The sequence below is a fragment of the Streptomyces sp. NPDC026500 genome (assembly GCF_055567635.1).
The window spans coordinates 178904-192557 of record NZ_JBVHQB010000004.1; the positions used below are offsets into that span (position 1 = coordinate 178904).

At 70.9% G+C, this 13654-nt stretch carries 11 protein-coding genes; 3 read left to right on the forward strand and 8 right to left on the reverse strand.

All coding sequences use genetic code 11. The features are described from left to right. Window positions 1-2: 2 nt before the first annotated feature. The 4 genes from ACZ4N5_RS09060 to pgsA form a co-directional block, all read right to left on the reverse strand. A complete protein-coding gene (locus tag ACZ4N5_RS09060; protein ID WP_329298629.1) occupies window positions 3-548 on the reverse strand; it encodes a hypothetical protein in 546 nt (181 codons plus the stop codon). 689 nt (window positions 549-1237) lie between these two features. Continuing rightward, window positions 1238-2398, reverse strand: coding sequence for a glycosyltransferase family 4 protein (locus ACZ4N5_RS09065; protein WP_467756453.1), 1161 nt, complete (start codon window positions 2396-2398; stop codon window positions 1238-1240). After that, window positions 2395-3345: a phosphatidylinositol mannoside acyltransferase gene (locus ACZ4N5_RS09070; RefSeq protein WP_467756454.1), complete on the reverse strand. Its 951-nt coding sequence runs from the start codon at window positions 3343-3345 to the stop codon at window positions 2395-2397. Before ACZ4N5_RS09070 ends, ACZ4N5_RS09065 begins: the two co-directional genes overlap by 4 nt. After that, window positions 3342-4064, reverse strand: a complete 723-nt coding sequence (pgsA, locus tag ACZ4N5_RS09075) for a phosphatidylinositol phosphate synthase (RefSeq protein ID WP_467756725.1) — start codon at window positions 4062-4064, stop codon at window positions 3342-3344. Before pgsA ends, ACZ4N5_RS09070 begins: the two co-directional genes overlap by 4 nt. Window positions 4065-4282: 218 nt before the next feature. Between pgsA and ACZ4N5_RS09080 the strand changes: the two genes are divergently transcribed. Next, window positions 4283-6478 carry an elongation factor G-like protein EF-G2 gene (locus ACZ4N5_RS09080; RefSeq protein ID WP_467756455.1) on the forward strand — a complete coding sequence of 732 codons (2196 nt, stop codon included), beginning with the start codon at window positions 4283-4285 and terminating at the stop codon, window positions 6476-6478. 169 nt (window positions 6479-6647) lie between these two features. Beyond that, on the forward strand, window positions 6648-8315 hold the full coding sequence (locus tag ACZ4N5_RS09085; protein ID WP_467756456.1) for a hypothetical protein: 1668 nt from the start codon (window positions 6648-6650) through the stop codon (window positions 8313-8315). 48 nt (window positions 8316-8363) lie between these two features. On the opposite strand, the gene ACZ4N5_RS09090 is transcribed toward ACZ4N5_RS09085, so the two are convergent. Next, on the reverse strand, window positions 8364-8924 hold the full coding sequence (locus tag ACZ4N5_RS09090; protein WP_467756457.1) for an HIT family protein: 561 nt from the start codon (window positions 8922-8924) through the stop codon (window positions 8364-8366). A gap of 67 nt (window positions 8925-8991) precedes the next feature. On the opposite strand from ACZ4N5_RS09090, the gene ACZ4N5_RS09095 reads away from it, so the two are divergent. After that, entirely contained in the window at window positions 8992-9648 is a 657-nt protein-coding gene (locus ACZ4N5_RS09095) for a potassium channel family protein (RefSeq protein WP_467756458.1), read from the forward strand. Between the two features lie 43 nt (window positions 9649-9691). Here the strand turns inward: ACZ4N5_RS09095 and thrS are convergent, their stop codons facing one another. The 3 genes from thrS to ACZ4N5_RS09110 form a co-directional block, all read right to left on the reverse strand. After that, on the reverse strand, window positions 9692-11668 hold the full coding sequence (gene thrS / locus ACZ4N5_RS09100) for a threonine--tRNA ligase (protein ID WP_467756459.1): 1977 nt from the start codon (window positions 11666-11668) through the stop codon (window positions 9692-9694). Between the two features lie 113 nt (window positions 11669-11781). Then, window positions 11782-12999 (reverse strand): hypothetical protein, encoded by a 1218-nt coding sequence (locus ACZ4N5_RS09105; protein ID WP_467756460.1) that lies wholly within the window; start codon window positions 12997-12999, stop codon window positions 11782-11784. Beyond that, window positions 12996-13562: a DUF4365 domain-containing protein gene (locus ACZ4N5_RS09110; RefSeq protein ID WP_467756461.1), complete on the reverse strand. Its 567-nt coding sequence runs from the start codon at window positions 13560-13562 to the stop codon at window positions 12996-12998. The genes ACZ4N5_RS09105 and ACZ4N5_RS09110 overlap by 4 nt, the downstream gene beginning before the upstream one ends. Between the last annotated feature and the right edge of the window lie 92 nt (window positions 13563-13654).

Genomic DNA, 13654 nt, shown 5'->3' on the forward strand with positions numbered 1-13654 from the left:
CATCAGGTCGTCGGACGGTCCGCCAGGGCCGTCGGGGGCTCGTCGTCCATCTCGAAGGCCATCGGGAACGGGGCGTGGCCCGCGAGGCGGAACCAGCGGACCTTGCGGTGCCGGCGGAGGGCGCGGGCGGCGCGTACGGCGTCGTTGTGGAAGCGCCGCGCCATGGGCACCCGGCGTACGGCCTGGGCCAGCTCGCCGGCCGCCTCCTCGCCGCCGGGCACCTCGCGTACGGCCTCGACCTGCTGTGTCTCCCCGAACACCGCCCGCAGGGCCTGGCTCAGCTCGCTCTCGGCCACCTCGCGCTGCTCCTCCTCGGCCTGCCGGGCCGCGTGCGCCGCTTCGTAGAGCACGATCGAGGCGGCCGGGTCGAGCACACCGGAGGTGGCCAGTTCCTGGGTCACGGAGGCCCGGCGCAGCAGCTGCGCGTCGAGGGCGGCGCGGGCGGCGTCGATGCGGGCGTGCAGCCGGTCGAGACGGCCGGCGGTCCAGCTCAGGTAGAGGCCGATCGCGACGAGGCCGACGAGGATCCAGATGAGGGTTGCGGTCACGGGCGGCAAGGCTACCCGTGCGACGGCGCCGGCCCCCTCCGGTCCCGTGCGCGACGTGAACCGCCCCGTCGGGGCGGGGAGTCGGGCCTGTCCCCGGCGGGACCGGCAACGCGGGGTCCCCCGGCCGGGAGGCGCGGCAGAGCGAGGAGCCACCGCGCGTTCCCGCTCCCCGGGTCCGGCGCGAGGGCTCGCGCGTCCGGCGGAGCACGCAGGAGGATCACCGCGGACCCCGCCCTCCGGCGCGCACGCATGGCATCCGAACGGCGCCATCCACGGAGCCACTGCCCGGACGGCGTGCGCAGAACCGTCGTGTTCAGGCCGTTCTCGGCTCAACGGGCCCTTCAGCGTCCCGTCGGGCAAGCGGACCGGTGCTCCCCACGCGGCGCGGACGATTCTGCGGCGTCCCGAGCCCCTTACGGACGATCGGCACTTGCGCACGCGGAAGCGCGACGCGCGGCCGCATCCGCGGGAGTACCGATTCGCGGCCTCCGCATCCCCACGCCGGACGAACCGCCTGCGCGCGAAAGCGCGACGCGAGGCCGGATCGGCGGGCTGTCCGCGTTCCGTGCGGGAACCGGAACGGCCTCCCGCGCGCGGGAGTGCGGTTCCGGGCGTCGTGAGTCCCGGGTGGGACGACCGGCCCGCGCGGCGAGTGCGGGGTGGGATTCGGTCCGGGTGTCCGGCCGGGTTCAGTCCCGGGCCAGCCCGAAGCGGGCCCGGAATCCTGTGCGTTCGTCAGTGGCGACCGCGGCGGCGCCGTCCGTGACCGTCTCGTACACGGACAGGATGTCCGCGCCGACCGTCGACCAGTCGAAGCGCCGTACGTGGGCGCTCCCCCGCTCGCGCAGTCCGGCGCGGCGCTCCGGGTCGGCGAGCAGGCGCACCGCGGCGGCGGCCAGGGCGTCCGCGTCCTCGTTGGCGAACAGCTCACCCGCGGAGCCCTGGTCGAGTACCTGGGCGAACGCGTCCAGATCCGCCGCGAGCACCGGCGCTCCGGCGGACATCGCCTCGACCAGGATGATCCCGAAGCTCTCGCCGCCGGTGTTGGGCGCGACGTAGAGGTCGATGCTGCGCAGGAGGCGGGCCTTGTCCTCGTCGCTGATCATGCCGAGGAACTCGACGCGCGAGCGCATCTCGGCGGGCAGCGACTCCACGGCCTCCTTCTCGTCGCCGCGTCCGGCGACCAGCAGGCGTGTCTGCGGGCGCTCGGCCAGGATCTTCGGCAGGGCCTTCATGAGCACCGGCAGGCCCTTGCGGGGCTCGTCGATGCGGCCGATGAAGCCGATCGTGTCGCCCTGCCATTCGGGCTTGGGCTTGGCGCGGGCGAAGAAGTCGACGTCGACGCCGTTCGGGATGACGACGGCGTCGCCGCCGAGGTGCTCGACGAGGGTGCGCCGGGCGTACTCGCTCACGGCGATCCGCGCGCTGATCTTCTCCAGGGCGGCCTGGAGGATGGAGTACGCGGCGACCATCGCCCTGGAGCGCGGGTTCGAGGTGTGGAAGGTCGCGACGATCGGGCCCTGCGCGGCCCAGCACGTCAGCAGGCCGAGCGACGGCGAGGACGGTTCGTGGATGTGGACCACGTCGAAGGTGCCGTCGTGCAGCCAGCGCCGTACCCGGGCCGCCGACAGGAAGCCGAAGTTCAGCCGCGCCACCGAGCCGTTGTACGGCACCGGGACAGCGCGGCCCGCCGAGACGACGTACGGCGGCAGGGGGGTGTCGTCGTCCGCTGGGGCGAGGACGGACACCTCGTGCCCCAGGCCGATGAGATGCTCGGCCAGGTCGCGGATGTGGAACTGGACGCCGCCCGGAACGTCCCAGGAGTACGGGCAGACGATGCCGATCCTCACGGGGTCCTCTTCTCGGGATCCTGCGCGCTTGACTCCTCCTGGGGAGCCTTCCCGGAGTCGAGGTCCTTGAGCCACAAACGCTGCAACATGTGCCAGTCCTCCGGGTGGTCGGCGATGCCGGTGGCGAAGGCGTCGGCCAGCGCCTGTGTCATGACTGACGTCTTTTCGGCACGGGTGCCTGACTCGGGGACCTCGACGGGCGGGTGCACCTGGCCCCGCATGACGGGCGAGTCGTCGTACCAGAGCGTCACGGGCATGAGGATGGCGCCGGTCTGCTGGGCGAGCAGGGCCGGTCCCGCGGGCATCCGGGTCGCCTCGCCGAAGAACTCCACCTCGACGCCCGACGCGGACAGGTCCCGTTCGGCGACCAGGCAGATCAGTCCGCCGTCCCGCAGCCGCCGGGCCAGCGTGGCGAACGCGGTACCGCCGCTGTGCGGCAGGACCTCCATGCCGAGGCCCTCGCGATAGGCGACGAAACGGTCGTACAGCGATTCGGGCTTGAGGCGCTCGGCGACGGTCGTGAACGGCGTCTTCAGCCCGGTGGTGACCCAGGCGCCCGCGAGGTCCCAGTTCGCCATGTGCGGAAGGGCCAGGATGACGCCCCGGTCGGAGGCGATCCCGTCGGTGAGACGGTGCACGTCCTTGATCTCGAACCCGTTCCGCACCCGCTCCTCGCTCCACGCGGGAAGCCGGAACGACTCCATCCAGTAGCGCAGGTACGAGCGCATGCCGGCCCTGGAGAGCTCGGCGAGCCGCTCGGGTGTCGCGTCCGGCACCACGCGCGCGTAGTTGCTCTCCAGGCGCTGGACCCCCTTGCCGCGCCTCTTCCAGGCGACGTCGGCGATCGCGCGGCCGAGGCGCACGGCGACCGGCTCGGGGAGCTTCTTGACGGTGCTCCAGCCGAGAGCGTAGGCGCCGTCCACCAGCCGGTCCTGCAGGCTGGTCACGAGGTGGCCTCACTGTTCTCGGCGGCGACCGCGGCGTCCGCCTCGGCGGCCTCCCGGCGGACGGTGACGACGCGCTGGATCAGCGTGACGAGGCTGCCGACGGCGACGATCCACAGCGCGATGGGCAGCAGCACCTGGATGCCGGGCACACCGAACGTGTGCAGGCCGGCCAGACCGGCCGCGACCAGCGAGATCACGAGCCGTTCGGCCCGCTCGACGAGACCGTTGACCGCGACCGGCAGACCGATCGACTCACCGCGGGCCTTGGTGTACGACACCACCTGGCCGCTGGCCAGGCAGAAGATCGAGACGGCGCACAGGACGTTGTCGTTGCCGTTGCCCGCGTACCAGAGCGCGAAGCCGCCGAAGATCGCGCCGTCGGCGACCCGGTCGAGCGTGGAGTCCAGGAAGGCGCCCCAGCGGCTGGAGCGGCCGAGCTGGCGCGCCATGTTCCCGTCGACCAGGTCGGAGAACACGAAGAGCGTGATGACGATCGTTCCCCAGAAGAACTCTCCCCTGGGGTAGAAGACCAGCGCGCCCGCCATGACTCCGGCCGTGCCCAGGAGGGTGACCGTGTCGGGGCTTACCCCCCGGCGGATGAGAAACGCGGCGAACGGTGTGAGGACACGCGTGAAGAATGCACGCGCGTACTTGTTCAGCATGGCCTTCCCGAGGGTCGGTGTCGCCGGACGGCCCCTGTTGGCCGTCGGCTGGCCCATCGTAGCCACGCGTGCGCTTGTGCGATGGTCGGGCACCCGCACCCCGTGTCACGACCCGATGCCGCCGGTGTCACGGCGCGATCGCGTCCACCGTATGGACGCACCGTGACGCGAGTGCAAAGCTCGAAGACACCGCGGGCGTCACCGGAGCCGCCACCGCACGCGGCCCGGCATGTCCCGCGCCCACAGAGACCTCACCGTGCACGGGAGGCAAGACCATGGGCGACAAGGCGAATGCACACTCCGGAGCCGCCGGCAGGGCTACGGCGGCCGACCACCCCGCGTCCGTACGGAATGTGGTGCTGGTCGGCCACAGCGGATCGGGCAAGACGACATTGGTGGAGGCTCTCGCGCTGACAGCGGGAGCAGTGAACCGGGCGGGCCGCGTGGAGGACGGCGGCACCGTCTCCGACTACGACGAGATCGAGCACCGGCAGCAGCGTTCGGTGCAGCTCTCCCTGGTACCCGTCGACTGGGACGGATACAAGATCAACATTTTGGACACCCCCGGGTACGCCGATTTCGTCGGGGAGCTGAGGGCCGGTCTGCGAGCGGCGGACGCGGCCCTTTTCGTCGTCTCGGCCTCGGACGGGGTGGACGGCTCGACCCGGATGCTGTGGGAGGAGTGCGCGGCCGTCGGCATGCCCCGGGCCATCGTGGTCACCCACCTCGAATCGGCCCGGTCGGACTTCGAGGGGATGACCCGGACCTGCGCGGAGGCGTTCGGCGGGGACGACCCCGACGCCGTACTGCCGCTGTATCTGCCGTTGCACGGCGCCGAGGCACCGGACGGGCACGCGCCCGTGACCGGCCTGATCGGACTGCTCACCCGGCAGCTGTTCGACTACTCCTCGGGGGAGCGCAAGGGGGCGGAGCCGGGACCCGAGCAGCAAGCGCTCATCGAGGCGGCCCGCAACCGGCTGATCGAGGGGATCATCGCCGAGAGCGAGGACGAGACGCTCATGGACCGCTATCTGGGCGGCGAGGAGATCGACCTCAAGACACTCGTGCAGGACCTGGAACGCGCCGTGGCTCGAGGAAGTTTCTTCCCGGTGCTGGCCGCGGCGCCGGCCGCCGAGGGAGCCCGTCAGGGGCTCGGCACGGTCGAGCTCCTCGAACTGATCACCGGCGGCTTCCCCACCCCCCTGGAGCGCCCGGCGCCCACAGTGACCACGCCGGACGGCGCCGCGCGCGAGGTGAAGGCCTGCGACCCCGACGGGCCACTGGTCGCGGAGGTCGTCAAGACCGCGTCCGACCCGTACGTGGGCCGTATCTCCCTGGTCCGGGTCTTCTCCGGAACCCTGCGTCCCGACGAGACGGTGCACGTCTCCGGGCACGGGCTGACCGACCGCGGACACGAGGACCACGACGTCGACGAGCGGATCGGCGCCCTGTCCGGGCCGTTCGGCAAGCAGCAGCGCACCCTCACGCACTGCATCGCGGGCGACCTCGCCTGTGTGGCGAAGCTGAACCGCGCCGAGACGGGAGACACCCTTTCGGCCAAGGGCGACCCGCTGCTCATGGAGCCGTGGCGGATGCCCGACCCGCTGCTCCCGCTCGCCATCGAGGCACACAGCAAGGCGGACGAGGACAAGCTCTCGCAGGGGCTCGGCCGGCTGGTGGCCGAGGACCCCACGATGCGCCTGGAGCAGAATCCGAACACCCATCAGGTCGTCCTGTGGTGCCTGGGCGAGGCGCACGCGGACGTCGCCCTGGAACGGCTGCGCAACCGGTACGGCGTGCAGGTCGACGTGGTCCCGCACAAGGTCTCCCTGCGGGAGACGTTCGCCGACCCGTCCACCGGGCGCGGTCGCCATGTGAAGCAGTCCGGCGGGCACGGCCAGTTCGCGATCTGCGAGATCGAGGTCGAACCGCTGCCCGGCGGCTCGGGCATCGAGTTCGTCGACAAGGTCGTCGGCGGCGCCGTGCCCCGGCAGTTCATCCCGTCCGTCGAGAAGGGTGTGCGCGCCCAGGCCGCCAAGGGCGTGGCCGCCGGCTATCCGCTCATCGACGTACGGGTCACCCTGCTCGACGGCAAGGCGCACTCGGTGGACTCCTCCGACGCCGCGTTCCAGACGGCCGGCGCGCTCGCGCTGCGCGAGGCGGCCCGCGACGCCAGGATCCATCTCCTGGAGCCGGTGGCCGAGGTGACCGTCCTGGTCGGCGACGACTACGTGGGCGCGGTGATGAGCGACCTGTCGGGGCGGCGCGGCCGGGTCGTCGGCACCGAGCAGGCGGGCGGCGGGCGCACGCTCGTCCGGGCCGAGGTGCCGGAGATCGAGATCGGGCGGTACGCCGTGGATCTGCGGTCGATCTCGCACGGCACCGCGCGCTTCGACCGGCGTTACGCGCGGCACGAGCCCATGCCGCAGCAGATCGCCGTGCGGCTCCGCGAACAGGTCCCGGGTACCTGAACGTTGGGGACTTCGTCGGGGACTTCATCCGTCGGTGGGCGGCTTCCGCCGTCCGCCGACGAATGTCGGTCGCGGCCGATACCCTGAGAACCTGATCAAGACGAAGACCTGATCAACAGGTGTGCGGGACACCGAAGTCGGGAAAGCCGCAGGAGCGGGTGCGGCGGCGATGGGGGCGGAAGTGGCGTTCGACGGTTTCGATTTCACTCCCGGGGCGCAAGTGCCGCTCACGGGCACCGCGGGGCAGACGGCGGCGACCTTCGCGCTGGCCTCGGCGGCGTACCGCGACAGTCCGGTGGAGGAGATCCTCAAGGCCGACAACGAATGGCACCAGTCCACGGTCAAGGCCGGGCGGATCAAGCTGTTCGCGCCGAATCTCGGCGAGGCCTTCGCGGGGGCCGTCACCGCCCGCATGCTGGGCGCGGGCCGCAAACCGCTCATCCAGTCCTTCGGAACCGAACCGCAGGTCATCGTGGAGCACTGCCTCGCGGCGACCAACATCCGCCGGGACCGCGACAACTGGCTGTCGGCCGTCATGGTGCTGTGCGGGCTGCTGTTCCTGCCCGGACTGCTGGTGTGGCTGTTGGTCTTCCAGATCCGTACGCAGATCGCCAAGCGCGCGGACAAGCGCGGTTCCGCGCTCGGCACCACACTCCTGATCGCCGTCGGCGCGCTGGCCGTCCTCTTCCTCGTCCGCATGCCGTTCACGGGCTTCTGGGCCTGGTACGCGCGCGCCACGGTGGTCCTTCCCGTCGTCGGCTGGCTGTGGGCGAAGCAGATCTGCGAGCGCACCGCCAAGGATCTGCGGGCGCGCTGGGACAACCTGTTGTCGGGCGGCGGCATCGGCGCCAAGATTCCCGAGGCGGTCCCCGGCAGCCCCGGTGAGACGGCGGCGGAGCGGCTGCGTCAGGCGCTCGCCCGGCTCACCGCGGAGCAGCAGTCCAACTCGGTCTTCTACGCCGGCCCCAAGGGCATACTCGGCATGGGCACCCGCTGGGGCAGCTGGCAGCTCGCCGAGGACCTGGTGGCGCGGGACGCGAACAAGGAGATCCACCCGTTCCGCAGCTGGGACGTCATCCGCAACGTCCACGACCAGTTGCGCATGCTGGAGCGCGGCCCGCTCAACACCGGCGGTTTTCCGGCGCCTTCGATAAAGCACTGGATCGTCACACCGATCGGCGAGAATGCGAAGGCGGTGTCCCGGCCGGGCGGCACGGACGTCGACGCCTACACGATCAAGACGCACGCGGTGCAGGACATCTGCAACAAGCAGCAGTTCGGCAGCGGCGACCGGCACTACCTCGGGGTCCAGTGGACGCTCTGGGACGGCCAGTTGATCATCACCATGATGATCACGGTGACCGTGCTGCACCAGACGCTGCGCATCGAGGTGACCGGGCACGCGCTGGGGCCGGTGAACCCGCTGTTCACCAGTAAGCCGGAGGCCCCGACCAAGGAGGTCGCGAAGGCCGTCAAGTTCTGGGAGACCCGCAAGGTGAGTCTGCCGCTGGTCACGGCGGACGAGGTCGTACGGCTCGCCGCGCGGGCGCCCCTCACCTGGTATCCGCCGCTGCTGAACTGGCTCGGCGGGAGTCTGGAACTGCCCGAGCCGTTCGGCGTGCGGCACGCCTGGGCCGATCAGCCGTGGCGGCACCGTTTCATGGCGGACGACGCGCTGCGGGCCGCGACACCCGTACTGCGCGTGGTGCACTCGGCGGCGATCAAGGTCCTCGAGGAGAACGGCGTCGACACGGAGAAGTTCGGCAACCGCTCGGCCTTCCTCAGTACCGCGGTGCAGGATCCCGCGCCGCGCAAGGCCGACCTGTACGACGCGTAGCCGCGCGACGGCCGGGGCGCCCCGACGGGTGCCCCGCGCCGGGCCGGACTACGACGTGGGCCAGGCCTCCGCCAGCATCTTGCGGGTGTCCGCGAGGAGTTGGGGCAGAACCTTGGTGTGGCCGACGACCGGCATGAAGTTCGTGTCGCCGCCCCAGCGGGGCACGATGTGCTGGTGCAGATGCGCGGCGATGCCGGCGCCAGCGACCGAGCCCTGGTTCATGCCGATGTTGAAGCCATGGGCGCCGGAGGCGGTGCGCAGCGCGGTCATGGCCTGCTTGGTCAGCTCACCGAGTTCGGCGGTCTCCGGCCCGGTCAGGTCCGTGTAGTCCGCGACGTGCCGGTAGGGCACGACCATCAGGTGCCCGCCGTTGTACGGGTAGAGGTTGAGCACCGCGTACACGTGCTCCCCGCGCCTCACGATCAGCCCGTCCTCGTCGGACTTGGCCGGAATCGAGCAGAAGGGACAACCGTCCTCGGCCCCCGGGCCGGTGGGCTTGTTCTCGCCCTGGATGTAAGCCATCCGGTGGGGCGTCCAAAGGCGCTGGAACGCGTCCCGCGTTCCGACTCCGATCTGCTGCTCCGGCTCACTCGTCATGTGTTGCAGCATATTGCTTCGCCCGTTCGCGGCGTGTCGGCGGGTGTCGGGCAAAGGCGCCTCCGGCGAAGCTGTGGCCATGGACGACGACAGCCCGATGACCCGCTGGGAGCAGCGCACCGAGGTACCACTGGCGGTCGCGTCGCTGCTGTTCCTCTCCGCCTACGCGGTCCATGTGCTGGCGCACGGTCTGCCCCAGGGAGGGCGGGACGCCTGCCTCGCGGTGATCATGCTCACCTGGACGACGTTCCTCGTCGACTACCTGGTGCTGTGGCGGCTGAGCGGCCAGGGCCTCCGGTTCGTCCCGAGCCACGGGCTGGACACCGTGGTGCTCGTGCTGCCGCTGCTGCGGCCACTGCGCATGGTCAAGCTCTACGACGCCGTGCTGCGGCGCCGCGGGGAGCCTCGCCTCCCGCTGTACGCGCGGGTGATGTTCTACGCGAGCATCGCGGTCCTGCTGCTCGGTTTCGCGGGTGCCCTCGCCGTCTACCAGGCCGAGTACCAGGCACCGCACGCGACGATCGTCACCTTCGGTGACTCGGTGTGGTGGGCCGCCTCCACGCTCTCGACGGTGGGGTACGGGGACGTGGCGCCGGTGACGCCGAAGGGTCGCACGATCGCGGCCGCCATGATGGTGTGCGGTCTGGCGCTGCTCGGCGCGGTGACGGGGTCGTTCTCCTCGTGGCTGCTGCAGGTGTTCGCGCGCGAGGGCGACGAAAAGCCCCCGGGGAGCTGAGCTTCCCGGGGGCTTGGCGCCGTGAGCTGAACGAGCCCGCCGATCAGACCTGCGCGCGCTCCTCGACGACCTTCGCGATCTTGGCGATGGCCTCGTCGAGGGGAATGCCGTTCTCCTGCGAGCCGTCGCGGTAGCGGAAGGAGACGGCACCGGCCGTCATGTCCTCGTCGCCCGCGATGACCATGAAGGGCACCTTCTGCTTCTGCGCGTTGCGGATCTTCTTCTGCATACGGTCCGAGGACGCGTCGACCTCGACGCGCAGGCCCTTCTTGCGGGCCTCGGCGGCGAACTTCTGGAGGTACTCGACGTGCGCGTCGCCGATCGGGATACCGATCGCCTGGACAGGCGCCAGCCACGCCGGGAACGCGCCCGCGTAGTGCTCCAGGAGCACGGCGAAGAAACGCTCGATGGAGCCGAAGAGCGCACGGTGGATCATGACCGGGCGCTGCTTGGAGCCGTCGGGGCCGGTGTACTCCAGGTCGAAGCGCTCGGGCAGGTTGAAGTCCAGCTGCACGGTCGACATCTGCCAGGTGCGCCCGATGGCGTCCTTGGTCTGCACCGAGATCTTCGGGCCGTAGAAGGCGGCGCCGCCCGGGTCCGGGACCAGCGGCAGGCCCTGCTTCTCGGCGACCTGGCGGAGCGTCTCGGTGGCCTCTTCCCAGACCTCGTCCGAGCCGACGAACTTCTCCGGGTCCTTGGTGGACAGCTCCAGGTAGAAGTCGGTGAGGCCGTAGTCGCGCAGCAGGTTCAGGACGAAGGTGAGCGTCTTGTCGAGCTCCTCCGCCATCTGCTCCTTGGTGCAGTAGATGTGCGCGTCGTCCTGCGTGAAGCCCCGGGCGCGGGTCAGGCCGTGCACGACGCCCGACTTCTCGTACCGGTACACGGTGCCGAACTCGAAGAGGCGCAGCGGCAGTTCACGGTACGAACGGCCGCGCGCGTCGAAGATCAGGTTGTGCATCGGGCAGTTCATGGGCTTGAGGTAGTAGTCCACGCCCTCGTCGAGCTGCATGGGCGGGTACATGCCGTCGGCGTACCAGTCCAGGTGGCCCGAGGTCTCGAAGAGCTTCCCCTTGGTGGCGTGCGGGGTGTAGACGAACTCGTAGCCCTCTTCCTCGTGCCGGCGGCGCGAGTAGTCCTCCATGACCCGGCGGATGACGCCGCCCTTGGGGTGGAAGACGGCGAGGCCGGAGCCGATCTGGTCCGGGATGGAGAACAGGTCCAGCTCGTTGCCCAGCTTGCGGTGGTCGCGCTTCTCGGCCTCGGCGAGGAAGTCCAGGTGCGCCTTCAGCTCCTCCTTGGAGGGCCAGGCGGTGCCGTAGATGCGCTGGAGCATGGGGTTCTTCTCGCTGCCGCGCCAATACGCGGCGGCGTTGCGCATCAGCTTGAAGGCCGGGATGTTACGGGTGGTGGGCAGGTGCGGACCGCGGCAGAGGTCCTTCCAGCACAGCTCGCCGGTCTTGGCGTCGAGGTTGTCGTAGATGGTCAGCTCGCCGCCGCCCACCTCGACGTTCGCGCCGTCGTCCGAGGAGGCGGGGCCCTTGATGCCGATGAGCTCCAGCTTGTACGGCTCCGCGGCCAGCTCCTCGCGGGCGTCCTCGTCGGTGACGACGCGGCGGGAGAAGCGCTGTCCGCGCTTCTGGATCTCCTGCATCTTCTTCTCGACGGCCTTGAGGTCCTCGGGCGTGAAGGGCTTCTCGACGTCGAAGTCGTAGTAGAAGCCGTCCTTGACCGGCGGGCCGATGCCCAGCTTGGCGTCGGGGAAGAGCTCCTGCACGGCCTGGGCCATCACGTGCGCGGTGGAGTGGCGCAGGATGTTCAGGCCGTCCTCGGAGGAGATCTCGACGGGCTCGACCTCCTCGCCGTCCTGCACCTCGTACGCGAGGTCCCTCAGCTCGCCGGCCACGCGGGCCGCGACGATGGTGCGCTCGCCGGTGAAGAGGTCGGCGGCCGTAGTGCCCGTCGTCACCACGCGCTCTTCCCGCTCGGAATCGCGTTGGATGATCACACGGACGTCTGACACCGGACTCTCCTGACTGAAGGCGACTCCACACCACATACGGCATGGCATGGCAATGCCCCGAATCCTACCGAGCCCGGGGTCCCCTCCGCGAAACGGTTGTGGACAGTGCGCCGTCAGTCGCCGCTGCACGCCTCCTCGAAGAAGTCCAGGTTCTCCTGGAGCGACTTCATCAGCCGGTCCCGCTCGGCCTCGTCCACCTGTACGGGCACGACGCCGGAGGCGTCCGTGAGCCTGCGGAATCCGCCGCGGCTCTCCAGCCGCCCGTGCACCCGCACCGGCAGCCCGACCAGGTGGGCCTGGCCCGCTATCCGGTACGCCTCCTCGTCGAGGGTCATCCGGACGTGCGGGACCTCGGCGCCCGCGATGACGCGCAGTCGTACGGTGCCCTCCCCGTGCGGGCCCGACCTGCGCATCCGGACCACGGCGCCGGTGATCCGCACGGGCACGGACGGTTCCTCGCGGAGATAGCGGGCGCCGGCCTCGCGCAGCACGGGGAGGTCGCCGGGCGAGAACTCGACGGGCTCGGCGGGGTTCGCGCCGCCCTCGGGGACGCCCGCGGCGGGCGACCACTCGACGGTGATCCGGGCGCCCTCGGTGCCGCGGACGAGGGCCACCAGGGCTTCCATCAGTTCATGGCTGACGCCCGCCTCGACGGCCGCGTCGAAGGCGTCCATGCCGCCGGTGGCCCGCTGGTAGTCGATGGCCTCGCGGGCGGCGCAGAGCGCCTCGTGCAGTCGTACGGCGACCGGCCGGCCGGTGGTGACGGGCACGAAGGCGGTGAGTCCGCGGCCGCCCGGTTCGGCGCCGACCAGGACGTTCTCCAGGGCGGCACTGGCGGACCTGCGGTGGCGGGCGCCGTAATAGCCGGCACGCGCGCGTGTGGCGAGCGAGCCCGCGAGCAGCATCTGGCGGGCGGCCCCGCGCAACTGCTCCTCGACGGTCCAGGGCGCCGCGCCCACGGGACCGGTCGGCACCTCCCGCCACCAGCGGATCTCGTCGCTGGGCACGGCGAGGCCGACGAGCACGTCGCGCGCGGACGGGGAACCGCTGCGGGCGAGCGCGACGAGGGCCTCGCCGAGAAGGTCGTCGCTGTCGGGGAAGGCCCGGTTCTCCGGCACCAGCAGGCTGGTGCCGCCGCCCCCGGGCCCCGGTGGGGTCCATCGGCCGTACCGGCCGGCCGCTCCCCCGCGGCGCTGCCAGCCGTGCCGTCGCAGCAGCGCGCCGAAGACGGCGGGGTCGACCTGGTCGGGGGTGGGCGGATCGTTCCAGAACGCTTCGGCGGGGTGGGGCCTGACCGGCCTCGGTACCTCGCCGATGGGGCGGTGTGTCATGGTCTGCCTCCCGTCCCGACCCTCGTCATGATCTCGCAGAGGGCCCGGTCGTCGAAGATCCGTGCCGTCGGGATGCGGACGGTGGTCCGGCGCCGGCCCGTGATGGCGTGCCCGGCGAGGTTGATCCAGTAGCAGCAGTGCCGCAGATCGAGCCGGTCGTGGCTGGCGCGCAGCCAGTCGTCCTGGGATCTGGGCACGAGCATCACGACCAGGATCTTGTGCACCGAGACCGGGGTGCGCGCGAGCTTCGCCAGGTGCTCGTTGTCGAGCGTGAAGGAGAAGGCGGGCCCCGGAGGGTTGGGCGCGATCTGGTACGTGCACTTGAGCTGCACCTTGATGGTGACTTCGTCGTCGACCGTGTGCCCGGGGGCGCTGTGGCTGACGTGCCAGTCGATGCCGTTGTCGGGAAACGGCTGGGACAGCGAACAGCCCGCGGCCGCCGCGACGGCGTGCAAGTAGCCCACCTGCAAGGTCTCCATGCAGGCGGTGGTGGCGAGCGATCCGCGATGGGGTGCCGTCCGCTGGGGCAGCAGCCCGCCCCGTTCGGGCTGCGCGAGTGCCATGAGTCCAACAGCCTTCCAGGCTTGATGTATCCGCGCGACGGGTCGCTGAACTGCAAAGACCCGTACCTCTGTTGTCTCCTACCGGCGTACGG

Excerpts from the sequence above, each read along its gene's own strand:
- pgsA (WP_467756725.1), bottom strand. The coding sequence starts at position 4,064 with ATGGGCCAGCCGACGGCCAACAGGGGCCGTCCGGCGACACCGACCCTC.
- ACZ4N5_RS09080 (WP_467756455.1), top strand. The coding sequence starts at position 4,283 with ATGGGCGACAAGGCGAATGCACACTCCGGAGCCGCCGGCAGGGCTACG.
- ACZ4N5_RS09085 (WP_467756456.1), top strand. The coding sequence starts at position 6,648 with ATGGGGGCGGAAGTGGCGTTCGACGGTTTCGATTTCACTCCCGGGGCG.
- ACZ4N5_RS09090 (WP_467756457.1), bottom strand. The coding sequence starts at position 8,924 with ATGCTGCAACACATGACGAGTGAGCCGGAGCAGCAGATCGGAGTCGGA.
- ACZ4N5_RS09095 (WP_467756458.1), top strand. The coding sequence starts at position 8,992 with ATGGACGACGACAGCCCGATGACCCGCTGGGAGCAGCGCACCGAGGTA.
- ACZ4N5_RS09105 (WP_467756460.1), bottom strand. The coding sequence starts at position 12,999 with ATGACACACCGCCCCATCGGCGAGGTACCGAGGCCGGTCAGGCCCCAC.
- ACZ4N5_RS09110 (WP_467756461.1), bottom strand. The coding sequence starts at position 13,562 with ATGGCACTCGCGCAGCCCGAACGGGGCGGGCTGCTGCCCCAGCGGACG.